Raw genomic sequence first — 12668 nt, forward strand, 5'->3', positions numbered from 1 at the left:
CTCACTTTACTTGTTGGCGTTTATCAGCGTGTCGACGGGTTCCGCCGCTAGACCGTCGCGTTCGCCTGCACCCACGCCTGGTGCCACCGGTGACGTCGGACACCTCGTCAAACCCGTTGGCGCGCAACAGTGATGCAGCCACGTGTACGACGATGGGCTTGCCGGTCGGCACCCCGTCGAGGCGGACGCGCAGCTGTGCCAACGGAATATGGTGCGAGCCGGGGATGGCGCCCAGTTCGCGTTCGCCTGGGTTACCCACATCGATCAGCGACACCTTATCCTCGGCGAGCAACTCACCGAGTTCACGCGCCGAGGTCCGCCGCGCCGCCTGCACCAGATCGGCCAACTCCGGGGGACCTCGCCTCCGCGGTCGCCGACCGCGAAAGACCATGCCCGCGGTTTCGGCGAAACGGCCGTCGAATCCGACGTCCACCGAACCGCGCAGATGACTCGCGGCGAAGTCTTCGACACTACGCGCGTCAAGCACGCGAACTCCGTTGTTGAGCGCTGTCCGAACGCTTTTCGCGCTCAGCCGTTGAATTTTGCGGGTCTGGTCGGGCAGGGCCAACTTGCCGGAGTCATCGCGATGATCGAACAAGGGCGTGACTGCAAGGACGTCGTGACGAGGCTGGCGCCGCTGCCAACGGGGACAAGCCGATGACCGTGCCGTCGCGGTCGCACAGTCGCTCGCCGATCACCACGACGGGGTGGATGTGGCCTCGCGTGTCGATGATGCGGTGGCGACTGGAGAACGGCCTGCCCCGTTTTGTCATCTCGTCGATGAGCCGTCCGACTTGCGCGGCGTCGTCAGGATGCTTGTGCGACATCACCAACGCGGTTGTGGGCTGCACCTGGCCGGCGCGTAACCATGAATGTGCGCGACGGCCTCCGACCACTCCCAACGGTCCTCGACACGCAGATACCGGAACGAACCGACACGCTCGCCCATTGGAATCGCTGTGTCCTGAGTCCGCGGACTCCGATCGTTCAATTGACCCCACCGTCTCCAGTACAGGTTCTACGAGAATCCCACCGGCCGCGCTGCCGGGACAGCCGGATGGCGAGACAAATGCTCAGGGTCTAGCCGGAATGCGAAACCAAAAAGGTTTGCACGGGTTGCGGTGAGGCGCCTAACATCGCCAACGTGCCGAGGCGACTCGTAGTAGCAACCCGCAGCGGGGTCTGATCCAGACCGACCCCTCGCTGTGGGTCGAGCTACTACGTCGGTCACTTCCTCTCCAGTGAGAAGTCCGGCACACATGACAACAATCTCAATCGCTACCCAATCCGCAACCAGCGCAGCGCGCCCGTCATTTGCGGCTTATATGAACGGCCCGATGCCGCGCAGTCTGCGCCAGGAGGCCGACGCGATGTCTTTCGAAGCGTTTCACGACCAATATGCGGCCAGTACAGGGCCGCTGCGGCTCGGTAGTTGGCGGTGCACCGACGCCGAGTGTCGCTCGTCCCGGCTTGGTCCGCAGGCCCGGCATTATCAGGCCACCCTTGCCGTCGGCGACTGCATCAGTACGTCGTCGGCCGCCGCGTGTGGACCCGTCGCGGCGCTGACCGAGATGCTCTATGACCGTGGTATCGCGGTCGAGATGACGGCCTTTCACCAGGTTCCGGCCGGCGAGCACACGGCGACATTCGTCCGCGGGTCCGACGGCGCCCGGTCGCAGTGGGCGATGGGTTGGTCCAACGACCCGACGCAGTCCGCGCTGCGCGCAGTCATTGCCTGCGCCAACCGGCTGCTGACCGACGCCTGAGATCCGCCGAAACGGCATTCCGGCACGGCCGTTCTCGATCTTTCTGTGCTGGAATGCCGTTTCGGCGCAAAGCCCTCAACGCAAGGGGCGCAACATGATTGGCATGCCGTCCAGCGGTACCGGCATGCCGCCGTAGTCGTAGCGCGGCTTGTATCCGGCGTGGGGCAGCTCGAGCCGATACTTGCGCAGCAGCCGGTGCATGACGGTCTTGATCTCCAGCTGCCCGAAAACCATGCCGATGCACTTGTGCGCGCCGCCGCCGAACGGCGCGAACGCATACCGGTGCTTCTTGTGCTCCGACCGCGGCTCGGCGAAGCGCTCAGGATCGAACTTCTCCGGGTTCGTCCACAACTCAGGCAGGCGATGGTTGAGCGACGGCCACGTCACCACATCGGTGCCGGCAGGGATGAAGTAGCCAAGCAGATCGATGTCGCGCACCGCCCGCCGGAAGTTCATCGGCAGCGGCGTGACCATGCGCAGGGCCTCATTGATCACAAGGTCGTAGGTTTCCAGCTTCTCCAGCGCCTCGATGTCGAGCGGACCGTCACCGATGCGCGCCGACTCGTCGCGGCAGCGTTCCTGCCATTCCGGGTTGGCCGCGAGGTGGTAGGCCATCGTCGTCATGGTCGACGTCGACGTGTCGTGAGCCGCCATCATCAGGAAGATCATGTGCGCGACGATGTCGTCGTCGGTGAATCGCTGGCCATCCTCGTCCTCGGCTTGGCACAGCACGCTGAGCATGTCGGTGCGCTCGTTGCCACGCGTCTCGGCGACCCTGGCGGAGAAGTAATCCTCGAGCGTCTTGCGGGCCTGAATGCCGCGCCACCACGTCAGCGGCTTCACGGGCTTGCGGATGATCGCGTTGCCCGCCCGGGTGGTGGTCGTGAACGCGTGGTTGATGGTGGTGACCAAGTCGCGGTCAGTGCCCGCCTCATGGCCCATGAACACCACCGACGCGATGTCGAGCGTGAGCTCCTTGACGGCCGGATGGAACAGGAACCGTGAGTCATTGGCGACCCAGTCGTTGGCCACCACGTGGCTGGCCACCGAGTCAATGTGCTCGACGTACCCGGCCAACCGGGAACGGGTGAACGCCTCCTGCATGATCCGCCGGTGGAACATGTGTTCGTCGAAGTCGAGCAGCATCAGGCCACGGTCGAAGAACGGCCCGATCACCGGATCCCAGGCGCGCTGAGAGAACTCCTTGTTGCGGTTCGAGAAGACGGCTTGCGTGGCATCGGGGCCAAGCGCCATCACCGACGCCAGTGCTGGTGAGTACTGGTAGTGGATCGGACCGTACTTGCGGTAGACCTCGACCGCGAACTCCGGCCCAAGCCGGAAGAACTCGATCATGTGCCCGATGATCGGCAGGCCCGAGTCACCCATTGCCGGCTTGAGGCCACTACCTGCGGGCGGCTCCGCCAGCGCGAACTGCTTCCACTCGTGCCTGCGCAGCCGCTTTTCGGCCAGGCCCATGCCGGGGATTGTGACGGGCGTCGGCTTCAACCGCCGCTTGGCCTGGTCAAGCAGGTAATCCTTGGTGCTGATGGCTGCCATGCATGCTCCTCAGGCAAAAAGACTGTGGCCGTTGTCACTCCTGATCTCCATCCTGGATGGCAGACTTGACGCATGTCAAGTTTTGTTCTGGCGCGTCGCAACTGCAAAGGTCTAGGGCCATGACCGCCCAACCCGCACCCCAGGCCCGCCGCAGCCGCGGTGACCGGCAGCGCGAGGCGATCGTCACCGCGGTCCGCGAACTGCTGCAGGAGCGATCGTTCGCCGACCTGTCCGTCAGCACCATCAGCGAGCGGGCCGGCGTCGCCCGGTCCGGCTTCTACTTCTATTTCGACTCGAAGTACGCGGTGCTCGCGGTGATCCTCGCCGAGGCAGGTGATCTGCTCGACGAACTGACCCACCACTTCGCGCCGCGTGAGCCCGGCGAGACGCCTGAAGCGTTTGCGAAGCGTATGGTCGGCAGCGCCGCGGCGGTGTACGCCAACGACGACCCGGTGATGTCGGCGTGCGAGGTCGCCCGATACACCGATGCGCAGATCCGCGAGATGATGGATGACTTCTACGACAGCGTGATCGAGAAGCTCATCACGCTGCTGGAGCAAGACCCCGACGCGCATCCGATCTCCGACGACGTGCCGGCTCTCGTGCGCACGATGGCAGCCGTGACGACGATGACGCTGACGCACGACAGCACCTTTGTCGGACGCGGCCAGGACCCGGCACGCGCCATCGAGATCGTCGAGCGGTTGTGGCTCAGCGCGTTCTGGGGTGACCGGTAGTCTCACCGCCATGGCTGGCGACTTCCGGGGGAGCGGCTTTACCGGTAAACGTTGTTTTCTCACCGGGGCCGCCAGCGGCATCGGCCGCGCGACCGCGCTGAAGCTGGCCGCCGAGGGCGCCGAGCTCTACCTCACGGATCGGGACGCCGAGGGCCTGGAGAAAACGGTCGCCGACGCCCGTGCGCTTGGCGCGGAGGTGCCCGAGCATCGGGTGCTCGACATCTCCGACTACGACGCGGTGGCCGCGTTCGCCGAGCACATCCACGCCTACCACGCACCGATGGATGTGGTGATGAACATCGCCGGAGTGTCGGCGTGGGGCACGGTCGACCAGCTCACGCACCAGCATTGGCGCTCGATGGTCGACATCAATCTGATGGGTCCGATTCACGTCATCGAGACCTTCATTCCGCCGATGCTTGCCGACCGCCGAGGCGGGCATCTGGTCAACGTGTCGTCGGCCGCCGGCCTGGTCGCGCTGCCGTGGCATGCGGCCTACAGCGCGAGTAAGTACGGGCTACGCGGAGTATCGGAGGTGCTGCGGTTCGATTTGGCCCGGTACCGCATCGGCGTGTCGGTGGTGGTGCCCGGTGCGGTGAAAACGCCTCTGGTGCAGACGGTTCAGATTGCCGGCGTGGACCGCGAAGACCCCAACGTGAAGAAGTGGACCGAACGTTTCAGTGGGCACGCCGTATCGCCGGAGCATGTCGCCGACAAGATTCTGCGCGGCGTGCGGCGCAACCGGTTTCTGATTTACACATCGCCGGATATTCGCGCGCTGTATGCGTTCAAACGCGTTGCGTGGTGGCCCTATAGCGTTGCGATGCGGCAGGCCAATGTTTTCTTCAGCCGTGCGCTGCGGCCCGCGAAAGGCTAGCGCTTACCCCACTCCCATGGCGGCGCGGTCAGCATGCCCAAACCCTTGACGCGTGTCTCGCCGAGTTCCTTGTACAACTCGATCTCCACGGCGCCGCCTTCGTCGGCTTCGGTTACCGGCACGGTGTCCAGAACTTCCAGCATCGCCCGCGAGTGGGTGACGACGACGACTTGGGTCTGCGTTGCGGCCGCCTGAATCAGCGACGCCAACGGCCGAACCAGGTCTGGGTGCAATGAGGTCTCTGGCTCGTTGAGCACCATGAGAGAGGGTGGCTGCGGACTCAGCAGGGCGGCGGCCCACAGCAGGAAACGCAGTGTGCCGTCGGATAATTCGGCTGCGCGCAGCGGCCGCAGCATGCCGCGCTGTTGCAGTTGCAGATCGAATAGTCCGTTCTGCACGGCCACCGATACCGTTGCGCCATCGAATGCCTCGGCGACAGCACGCTGCAGGTCGTCGAAGCCGGCCTCGATGATCGTCTGCACGGCGGCCGCGAGATCGGCGCCGTCGTCGGCCAGCACGGGTGTACGGGTGCCGACGTGCGGGAGTCGTGACGGTGCTGCCGCGTCGACGCGGAAACCGTCGTAGAACCGCCAGCTGCGCAGCCGATGACGGACCGCGCCGAGTTCGGGATGTGCCCCGGCGTACTCGGCGAGCACGCTGCGGTAGGCGGGCAGAGATCGCGTCATCTCGTCGAAGCCCTGCCCGGATTGCCCGCTGGCTTCGGCATAGTCGCGGGTGCGGCGCACGAGCGTCGAGCTGGTCCGCATCATCCGGCCGACGAACACCGCCTCGCGCTTGATCTCCGGGTCAAGCGCGAACAACGAATTGTGCCCGGCCATTTGCGGCAGGCCGAGATCGACCAGGTAGCCGAAATCGTCTGAGGCGAAACCGAGTTCGAGTGAAACCGGCCCGGTCCGAGCCGTGCCCTCGACCTTCCCGGTGCGGCGGGCGCCGCTGAGGTGCTCCGGGCCGGCCCACAGCACCGAATCGAGACCACCCTCGCGGGCCAGCGAGCCGATGACCTCGCCGCGGCCGCAGTCGGCTAGCAGTCGCAGCGCCCGATACAGTGATGACTTGCCGGTGCCGTTCGCGCCTGTGATGACGGTGAGCCGCGCGAGTGGCAGCACGATTTCGCGCAACGAGCGATACCCACGGATGGCGACCGTCTGCAACATCTGGCTCAGTACCCGCCTTCGGGAGGGTTGAGTTCTAGCCGGACGCCGAGCAGCCGGATGGGACGGTCGAGCTCGAATTGAGCGAGAAGGTCGAGCGCTGTTTGCTTGATGGGTTCGGCATCGGTGGTGGGTGCCGCGAGCTTGCGGATCTTGGTCCTGGTATAGAACGTGTTGGTGCGCACGGTGACCGCCACTCTAGTGACCACGCGACCTTGCGCGACGATCTCGTCGAGTGTCTGCTGCGCGAGATCGACCACGGCGGAATCGATTTCGGTGCGGTCGGTCAGGTCCGTCGCAAAAGTGATGACGTGGCTGCGGGAACGCGGCACCCATGGTTCAGCGCTGACGTTGGTGTCGCCGCCGCCCTTGGCCAGCAGCAGAATCCACAGCCCCGTCGTCGGACCGAAAGTCGACGTGAGCAGGGTGGCATCGGTCGTGGCGAGGTCGGCGACGGTGGTAATACCCATTCCTGCAAGCTTTTTGGCGGTCTTCGGGCCGACGCCCCACAACGCGTCGACCTCGCGGTCGCCCATCACCGCCATCCAGTTCTCGTCGGTCAGTTGATAAATGCCTGCCGGCTTGCCGAAGCCCGTGGCCACCTTGGCGCGCTGCTTGTTGTCGCTGATGCCGACCGAACAGGACAGCTCGGTCTGGCTGATGACTTCTCGGATCTGTTGGGCCAGCGCGACGGGGTCGTCGACGTCGGCACCGACGTACGCCTCGTCCCAGCCCCACACCTCGACGGGATGTCCGAGGTCGCGCAGCAATGTCATCACCTCTTCTGACGCCTCGTCGTAGGCGGCAGTATCGAGCGGCAGGAACATCGCGTCCGGGCACTTGCGGGCCGCAGAGCGCAGCGGCATGCCCGCATGCACACCGAACTCGCGCGCGGGGTACGACGCGCACGTGACCACCTTGCGCGGCTCGTTGGGATCGCCGTTGCCGCCGACAATGATTGGCAGACCGGCAAGTTCGGGTTTGCGGCGCACCTCGACTGCGGCCTGAAACTGGTCGAGGTCGACGTGCAGAATCCACCGGGACGTCATGCGCCGCAGAGCTTGCGCGCCACGCTTTCCCACGCGTCGCCGAGTTGCTCGAGGGTCTGGCCGCGTTCGGTCATCTGAAACTGGACGTAGTCGGCGTCGAGCAGACCAAGCAGGGCGAACGCCTGAGCATCCAGGTCGCCTGTTGTGCCCGCCGCCTCCAGCAGCACCCGGATATGGCGGTGGTGAAACATCACCGGTGCGATGAAGCGCATCTGTGGGTCACGGCCGGCGTCGGACAGCAGCGCATGATGGGTGTTGACGAATTCGAGGCGGTCGCGACCGTAGGCCAGCAACCGCTCTAGTGCGGGGGCGCCGGGGCCTAACGGGGGCGGGCCGAACATCAGCGCCTGTTGTTCGGTCTTCTCGTCTTCGTCGAGCAGCACCAGCATCAGGCCGGCGCGGCTGCCGAAGCGGCGGAACAGTGTGCCCTTGCCCACACCGGCGGCCGCGGCGATGTCGTCGGTGGTGACGGCATCGGGGCCGCGTTCGGCTATCAGGCGGCGCGCAGCGTCCAGCAGTAACGTGCGGTTACGGGCAGCGTCGCCCCGCTCCTGCGCTGGTTGATCGGTGACCGCCAGCTCATGTAGCGGGGGAGTTGCGGTCATGTCTGCAGTTTAGTTCAGGCGGAATGAATCGGACTACGGTCCGGTTGCAGGGTGCGACGATCTTCCGGACGACGAAGGGAATATGAAGATGTCTGACACCAACGTGTTGGTGCTGCTGGGAAGCCTGCGCGCCGCCTCCATCAACCGTCAGCTCGCCGAACTCGCCATCGAGACCGCGCCGGATGGCGTCAGCCTTCAGCTTTTCGACCGGCTGGGCGAGCTGCCGTTCTACAACGAGGACATCGACAACGAGGACGTCGCCGAGCCGATTGTGGCGCTGCGTGCGGCGGCCGCTGAGGCTGATGCGGCGCTCGTCATCACCCCCGAATACAACGGCAGCATTCCCGGTGTGCTGAAGAACGCGATCGACTGGCTGTCGCGCCCGTTTGGCAACGGCGCGCTGAAGGACAAGCCGCTGGCTGTCGTCGGTGGGTCGTTCGGTCAGTACGGCGGAGTGTGGGCGCACGACGAGACCCGCAAGTCGTTCGGTATCGCAGGCCCGCGCGTGGTGGAGTCGCTGAAGCTGTCCGTGCCGTTCAAGTCTCTGGACGGCAAGCACCCGCGGGAGAACGCCGAGGTGGCTGCGAACCTGCGCGACGTCGTGGGCAAGCTCGCCGCCGAAGTCGCCTGAGCGCCAACGGGTTTAACCAGCAAGGAGCCTGCGTAGGGCGTGGGTCAAGACGTCGGCGCCCAGAGGCTCACCGGTGATCAGCGCGTGTAGCAGGGCGCCGTCGATGAAGATGGCGGCGGCTTGCGCAGCATCGTGACCTGTCCTCGGCTCGAGGATTGCGATCAGGCCGTCCAGCCATAGCCGGGCGTGCGGTCGCAACTCGGGCCGATGGCTGGCGGCGGTGTAGAGCTCGTTGCATGCGCGGTAGCGATCGTGTTCGGTCAGGTAGTCGGCCGTGAGTCGTGCAAGCGTGCCCGGTAGGTCGGCACTTTCCCTCAGTTCTTCTGCCCATTCGTCGAGACCCTCGATGGACCCGCGAGCGGCGTCGGCGAGCGCAGCCTCGCGGAGCTCGTCGAGGTCTTTGAAGTAATACGTCGTCGATCCGACGGGGACGCCGGCGATCTCGGCGACCCTGCGATGCGTGAGCCCCGCAACGCCCGCCTCGGCGATCACCCGGGTGGCGGCGTCAATGATGGTCTGGCGCCGGCCCGCCGGATCGCGCGGCCGGCGCCGCGTCGGCGCGGTCAATGCGCACCGGCCATGTTCAGCGTGATGACGCCGCCGATCACCAGCGCGACGCCGACGACCTTGCCGATCGAGATCGGGGAGCCGAGGAACACCACCGCGATGACCACGATCGCGGTCGTGCCCAACGCCGACCACAGCGCGTATGCCACGTCGATCTGCATGCCGCGGGCGATCGCCATCGCCATCAGCGCGAAGGCAACCGCGTACCCCGACAGACACGCAACCGTCGGCCACAGCCGGGTGAAGCCGTCGGTGGACTTCAGCAGGCTGGTCGCGATCACTTCGGCGACGATCGCGACGGCCAATAACAAGTAAGCCACGATTTCTCCTAGTGTACGTATGTACATGTACAAATGTACACTACGGTTGCGCTTGGTTTGCTGTTACGTCACCGTGACGGTTCGCGTCGGATCGCTTGTCGGTGCCCGGTGGTAGACCGGTCGGAGGCAGCAGCGCGCCGCGATTGTGACGTGCGACACGCCGGAGGACATGCCGGTTGAAGGGCTTACGACCAGGGAATTTCAAAAATGTTATTCAGAACATCTTGTATCTCTTCGCAATGTCGGACACTAGGTGTAGTGTTTCGAACACCGACAGACCCCCACCGGTACACGTACCTCCAGGGTCGGCCGGAGGCCACAAATCCGGCGGTGTCGGTTCCCAGACCCCCGGGCGCACGGCCCCGGACGCCTGGAATTTTGAGGGCCCGAGGGTCGCTGAACCTCAGCGAGATGCAGTACCCCAGCAGTTGCCAGTCCCAGTGCAGTGTCAGTCGTAGAGGAGCCGTACCGCAGATGACCGTCACCGTGTACACCAAGCCCGCTTGCGTGCAGTGCAACGCCACCTACAAGGCGCTGGACAAGCAGGGCATTGCCTACGAGAAGGTCGACATCAGCCTGGATAGCGAGGCCCGCGACTACGTCATGGCGCTGGGCTATCTGCAGGCACCCGTCGTGGTGGCCGGAAACGACCACTGGTCCGGGTTCCGCCCCGATCGCATCAAGTCGCTGAGCGGCGCGGTCGCGGTAACGGCATAAGGGGTAACCCGGCACATAGAAAGGAGATGATCGATGAGCAACCTCGTCTACTTCTCCAGCGTGTCGGAAAACACCCACCGCTTCGTCGAGAAGCTGGGTCTGCCCGCCATCCGGATTCCGCTGCACGGACGCATCGAGGTCGATCAGCCCTTCGTGCTGGTGCTGCCCACCTACGGCGGCGGGCGCGCTACACCTGACATCAATGACGGCGGCTATGTCCCCAAACAGGTCATCGCCTTCCTCAACAACGAACACAACCGGTCGTTGATCCGCGGCGTCATCGCCGCGGGCAACAACAACTTCGGTGCCGAATTCGCATATGCGGGCAACGTGGTGTCCCGCAAGTGCGCAGTGCCGTACCTCTATCGCTTTGAACTCATGGGTACTCCCGAGGACGTGGAAGCCGTCCGTGCGGGCTTGGAAGATTTCTGGAAGGAACAGTCGTGCCACCAACCGTCACAGCTGCAGAGCCTGTAACCACCGGCGCGCACGCGCTTCCGGGCGAAACGGACTACCACGCCCTCAACGCGATGCTGAATCTGTACGACGCGGACGGCAAGATTCAGTTCGAAAAGGACCGCGAGGCCGCGCACCAGTATTTCCTGCAGCACGTCAACCAGAACACGGTGTTCTTCCACAACTACGACGAAAAGCTCGACTACTTGATCCAGAAGGAGTACTACGAGCGCGAGGTGCTCGATCAGTACAGCCGCAACTTCGTCAAGAGCCTGATCGACCGCGCGTATGCGAAGAAGTTCCGGTTCCCGACGTTCGTCGGCGCGTTCAAGTACTACACCTCCTACACGCTGAAAACCTTCGACGGCAAGCGATATCTGGAGCGGTTCGAGGATCGCGTCGTCATGGTGGCGCTGACGCTGGCTGCAGGCGACACCACGCTGGCGGAGAAGCTCGTCGACGAGATCATCGACGGCCGGTTCCAGCCGGCCACGCCGACGTTCCTCAACTCGGGCAAGAAGCAGCGCGGTGAGCCGGTGTCTTGCTTCCTCCTTCGCATCGAGGACAACATGGAATCGATCGGCCGCTCCATCAACTCGGCGCTGCAGCTTTCCAAGCGCGGCGGCGGGGTTGCATTGCTACTGAGCAACATTCGCGAGCACGGCGCGCCGATCAAGAACATCGAGAACCAGAGCTCCGGCGTCATCCCGATCATGAAGCTGCTCGAGGATTCGTTCTCCTACGCCAACCAGCTCGGTGCGCGACAGGGCGCGGGCGCGGTGTACCTGCACGCCCACCATCCGGATATCTACCGCTTCCTGGACACCAAGCGGGAGAACGCCGACGAGAAGATCCGGATCAAGACGCTCTCGCTTGGCGTCGTTATTCCGGACATCACGTTCGAGCTGGCCAAGAAGAACGAAGACATGTACCTGTTCTCGCCGTACGACGTCGAGCGCGTGTACGGTCTTCCGTTCGCCGACATCTCGGTGACCGAGAAGTACTACGAGATGGTCGACGATGCGCGGATCCGCAAGACCAAGATCAAGGCGCGCGAGTTCTTCCAGACGCTGGCCGAGCTGCAGTTCGAATCGGGCTACCCGTACATCATGTACGAGGACACGGTGAACCGGGCAAACCCGATCGAGGGCAAGATCACGCACAGCAACCTGTGCTCGGAGATCCTGCAGGTCTCGACGCCGTCGGTGTTCAACGAAGACCTGACGTATGCCCAAGTGGGCAAGGACATCTCGTGCAACCTGGGCTCGCTGAACATCGCCAAGACGATGGATTCGCCGGACTTCGCGCAGACCATCGAGGTGGCGATCCGGGCGTTGACCGCGGTGAGCGATCAGACGCACATCTGGTCGGTGCCGTCGATCGAGCAGGGCAACAACGACTCTCACGCGATCGGGCTGGGGCAGATGAACCTGCACGGCTACCTGGCACGCGAGCGGATCTTCTACGGCTCCGAAGAAGGCGTCGACTTCACCAACATCTACTTCTACACGGTGCTGTATCACGCGCTGCGAGCGTCGAATCGCATTGCGATCGAACGCGGTGCGCACTTCAAGGGCTTCGAGAAGTCGAAGTACGCGTCGGGGGAGTTCTTCGACAAATACACCGAGCAGGTATGGGAGCCGAAGACCGATCGCGTCAAGGAATTGTTCGCCGACGCCGGCATTCGCATTCCGACGCAAGAGGATTGGGTTCGGCTGAAGGAGTCGGTGCAGGCGCACGGCATCTACAACCAGAACCTGCAGGCGGTCCCGCCGACCGGCTCGATTTCCTACATCAACCACTCGACGTCCTCGATTCACCCGATCGCGTCGAAAGTGGAGATCCGCAAGGAAGGCAAGATCGGGCGCGTTTACTACCCGGCGCCGTACATGACGAACGACAACCTGGAGTACTACCAGGACGCGTACGAGATCGGCTACGAGAAGGTCATCGACACCTACGCGGCGGCGACGCAGCACGTGGATCAGGGGTTGAGCTTGACGCTCTTCTTCAAGGACACCGCGACCACTCGTGACGTGAACAAGGCGCAGATCTACGCGTGGCGCAAGGGAATCAAGACGTTGTACTACATCCGGCTACGCCAGATGGCGTTGGAGGGTACTGAGGTGGAGGGTTGCGTCAGCTGCATGCTGTAGGACCGCGCCGCCGACGAGTGTGGACTTGAGACATGCAGTGCGGGGAGTAGCCGTGCAA

13 protein-coding genes and 3 pseudogenes are annotated in these 12668 nt (G+C 64.2%); 8 read left to right on the top strand and 8 right to left on the bottom strand.

The window, feature by feature from the left end; translation table 11 throughout:
- Nucleotide 1: 1 nt before the first annotated feature.
- A pseudogene (locus MYCSM_RS10305) lies at nt 2-553 on the bottom strand (rhodanese-like domain-containing protein); the annotation flags it as partial.
- Here MYCSM_RS10305 and MYCSM_RS37120 point away from each other — a divergent pair.
- Nucleotides 536-658, top strand: a pseudogene (locus MYCSM_RS37120) (metal-sensing transcriptional repressor); the annotation flags it as partial. The pseudogenes MYCSM_RS10305 and MYCSM_RS37120 sit on opposite strands and share 18 nt — an antisense overlap.
- A 55-nt stretch (nt 659-713) precedes the next feature.
- On the opposite strand, the pseudogene MYCSM_RS38880 reads toward MYCSM_RS37120, so the two are convergent.
- Nucleotides 714-827, bottom strand: a pseudogene (locus MYCSM_RS38880) (transcription antitermination regulator); the annotation flags it as partial.
- A gap of 510 nt (nt 828-1337) precedes the next feature.
- On the opposite strand from MYCSM_RS38880, the gene MYCSM_RS10315 reads away from it, so the two are divergent.
- Nucleotides 1338-1766, top strand: coding sequence for a homocitrate synthase (locus MYCSM_RS10315; protein WP_442928515.1), 429 nt, complete (start codon nt 1338-1340; stop codon nt 1764-1766).
- A 75-nt stretch (nt 1767-1841) separates the two neighbouring features.
- Here MYCSM_RS10315 and MYCSM_RS10320 read toward each other — a convergent pair whose 3' ends face one another.
- Nucleotides 1842-3323 carry a cytochrome P450 gene (locus MYCSM_RS10320; protein ID WP_015306095.1) on the bottom strand — a complete coding sequence of 494 codons (1482 nt, stop codon included), beginning with the start codon at nt 3321-3323 and terminating at the stop codon, nt 1842-1844.
- A gap of 119 nt (nt 3324-3442) precedes the next feature.
- Between MYCSM_RS10320 and MYCSM_RS10325 the strand changes: the two genes are divergently transcribed.
- Both MYCSM_RS10325 and MYCSM_RS10330 read left to right on the top strand, forming a co-directional pair.
- Nucleotides 3443-4060 carry a TetR/AcrR family transcriptional regulator gene (locus MYCSM_RS10325; RefSeq protein ID WP_015306096.1) on the top strand — a complete coding sequence of 206 codons (618 nt, stop codon included), beginning with the start codon at nt 3443-3445 and terminating at the stop codon, nt 4058-4060.
- A gap of 10 nt (nt 4061-4070) precedes the next feature.
- The gene (locus tag MYCSM_RS10330; protein WP_015306097.1) at nt 4071-4937 is read left to right on the top strand and encodes an SDR family oxidoreductase; all 867 of its coding nucleotides are present in this window, start codon (nt 4071-4073) and stop codon (nt 4935-4937) included.
- Here the strand turns inward: MYCSM_RS10330 and MYCSM_RS10335 are convergent.
- From MYCSM_RS10335 to MYCSM_RS10345, 3 genes are read right to left on the bottom strand one after another with little or no spacing between them, the layout of a single operon-like run.
- Nucleotides 4934-6112, bottom strand: coding sequence for an AAA family ATPase (locus MYCSM_RS10335; RefSeq protein WP_015306098.1), 1179 nt, complete (start codon nt 6110-6112; stop codon nt 4934-4936). The two genes, MYCSM_RS10330 and MYCSM_RS10335, sit on opposite strands and share 4 nt — an antisense overlap.
- A gap of 5 nt (nt 6113-6117) precedes the next feature.
- On the bottom strand, nt 6118-7158 hold the full coding sequence (locus MYCSM_RS10340; RefSeq protein WP_015306099.1) for a DNA polymerase IV: 1041 nt from the start codon (nt 7156-7158) through the stop codon (nt 6118-6120).
- Nucleotides 7155-7763 (bottom strand): TetR/AcrR family transcriptional regulator, encoded by a 609-nt coding sequence (locus MYCSM_RS10345; RefSeq protein WP_015306100.1) that lies wholly within the window; start codon nt 7761-7763, stop codon nt 7155-7157. The genes MYCSM_RS10340 and MYCSM_RS10345 overlap by 4 nt, the downstream gene beginning before the upstream one ends.
- 88 nt (nt 7764-7851) lie before the next feature.
- Here MYCSM_RS10345 and MYCSM_RS10350 point away from each other — a divergent pair, with 88 nt between their 5' ends.
- Nucleotides 7852-8394: an NAD(P)H-dependent oxidoreductase gene (locus MYCSM_RS10350; RefSeq protein WP_015306101.1), complete on the top strand. Its 543-nt coding sequence runs from the start codon at nt 7852-7854 to the stop codon at nt 8392-8394.
- Nucleotides 8395-8406: 12 nt separating this feature from the next.
- On the opposite strand, the gene MYCSM_RS10355 is transcribed toward MYCSM_RS10350, so the two are convergent.
- Both MYCSM_RS10355 and MYCSM_RS10360 read right to left on the bottom strand, forming a co-directional pair.
- On the bottom strand, nt 8407-8961 hold the full coding sequence (locus MYCSM_RS10355; RefSeq protein ID WP_015306102.1) for a TetR/AcrR family transcriptional regulator: 555 nt from the start codon (nt 8959-8961) through the stop codon (nt 8407-8409).
- Nucleotides 8958-9281, bottom strand: a complete 324-nt coding sequence (locus MYCSM_RS10360) for a DMT family transporter (protein WP_015306103.1) — start codon at nt 9279-9281, stop codon at nt 8958-8960. Before MYCSM_RS10360 ends, MYCSM_RS10355 begins: the two co-directional genes overlap by 4 nt.
- A 474-nt stretch (nt 9282-9755) precedes the next feature.
- Here MYCSM_RS10360 and MYCSM_RS10365 point away from each other — a divergent pair, with 474 nt between their 5' ends.
- From MYCSM_RS10365 to nrdE, 3 genes are read left to right on the top strand one after another with little or no spacing between them, the layout of a single operon-like run.
- Nucleotides 9756-9998: a redoxin NrdH gene (locus MYCSM_RS10365; protein WP_015306104.1), complete on the top strand. Its 243-nt coding sequence runs from the start codon at nt 9756-9758 to the stop codon at nt 9996-9998.
- Nucleotides 9999-10031: 33 nt separating this feature from the next.
- Nucleotides 10032-10475 (top strand): class Ib ribonucleoside-diphosphate reductase assembly flavoprotein NrdI, encoded by a 444-nt coding sequence (gene nrdI, locus MYCSM_RS10370; protein WP_015306105.1) that lies wholly within the window; start codon nt 10032-10034, stop codon nt 10473-10475.
- Entirely contained in the window at nt 10442-12610 is a 2169-nt protein-coding gene (gene nrdE, locus MYCSM_RS10375) for a class 1b ribonucleoside-diphosphate reductase subunit alpha (RefSeq protein ID WP_015306106.1), read from the top strand. The genes nrdI and nrdE overlap by 34 nt, the downstream gene beginning before the upstream one ends.
- The last annotated feature ends 58 nt before the right edge of the window (nt 12611-12668 follow it).

It is taken from the genome of Mycobacterium sp. JS623 (assembly GCF_000328565.1).
Taxonomy (GTDB): domain Bacteria; phylum Actinomycetota; class Actinomycetes; order Mycobacteriales; family Mycobacteriaceae; genus Mycobacterium.

What these genes read in the sequence shown, in the direction of transcription:
- MYCSM_RS10315 (WP_442928515.1), top strand. Translation starts at nt 1,338, where the DNA reads ATGCCGCGCAGTCTGCGCCAGGAGGCCGACGCGATGTCTTTCGAAGCG.
- MYCSM_RS10320 (WP_015306095.1), bottom strand. Translation starts at nt 3,323, where the DNA reads ATGGCAGCCATCAGCACCAAGGATTACCTGCTTGACCAGGCCAAGCGG.
- MYCSM_RS10325 (WP_015306096.1), top strand. Translation starts at nt 3,443, where the DNA reads ATGACCGCCCAACCCGCACCCCAGGCCCGCCGCAGCCGCGGTGACCGG.
- MYCSM_RS10330 (WP_015306097.1), top strand. Translation starts at nt 4,071, where the DNA reads ATGGCTGGCGACTTCCGGGGGAGCGGCTTTACCGGTAAACGTTGTTTT.
- MYCSM_RS10335 (WP_015306098.1), bottom strand. Translation starts at nt 6,112, where the DNA reads ATGTTGCAGACGGTCGCCATCCGTGGGTATCGCTCGTTGCGCGAAATC.
- MYCSM_RS10340 (WP_015306099.1), bottom strand. Translation starts at nt 7,158, where the DNA reads ATGACGTCCCGGTGGATTCTGCACGTCGACCTCGACCAGTTTCAGGCC.
- MYCSM_RS10345 (WP_015306100.1), bottom strand. Translation starts at nt 7,763, where the DNA reads ATGACCGCAACTCCCCCGCTACATGAGCTGGCGGTCACCGATCAACCA.
- MYCSM_RS10350 (WP_015306101.1), top strand. Translation starts at nt 7,852, where the DNA reads ATGTCTGACACCAACGTGTTGGTGCTGCTGGGAAGCCTGCGCGCCGCC.
- MYCSM_RS10365 (WP_015306104.1), top strand. Translation starts at nt 9,756, where the DNA reads ATGACCGTCACCGTGTACACCAAGCCCGCTTGCGTGCAGTGCAACGCC.
- nrdI (WP_015306105.1), top strand. Translation starts at nt 10,032, where the DNA reads ATGAGCAACCTCGTCTACTTCTCCAGCGTGTCGGAAAACACCCACCGC.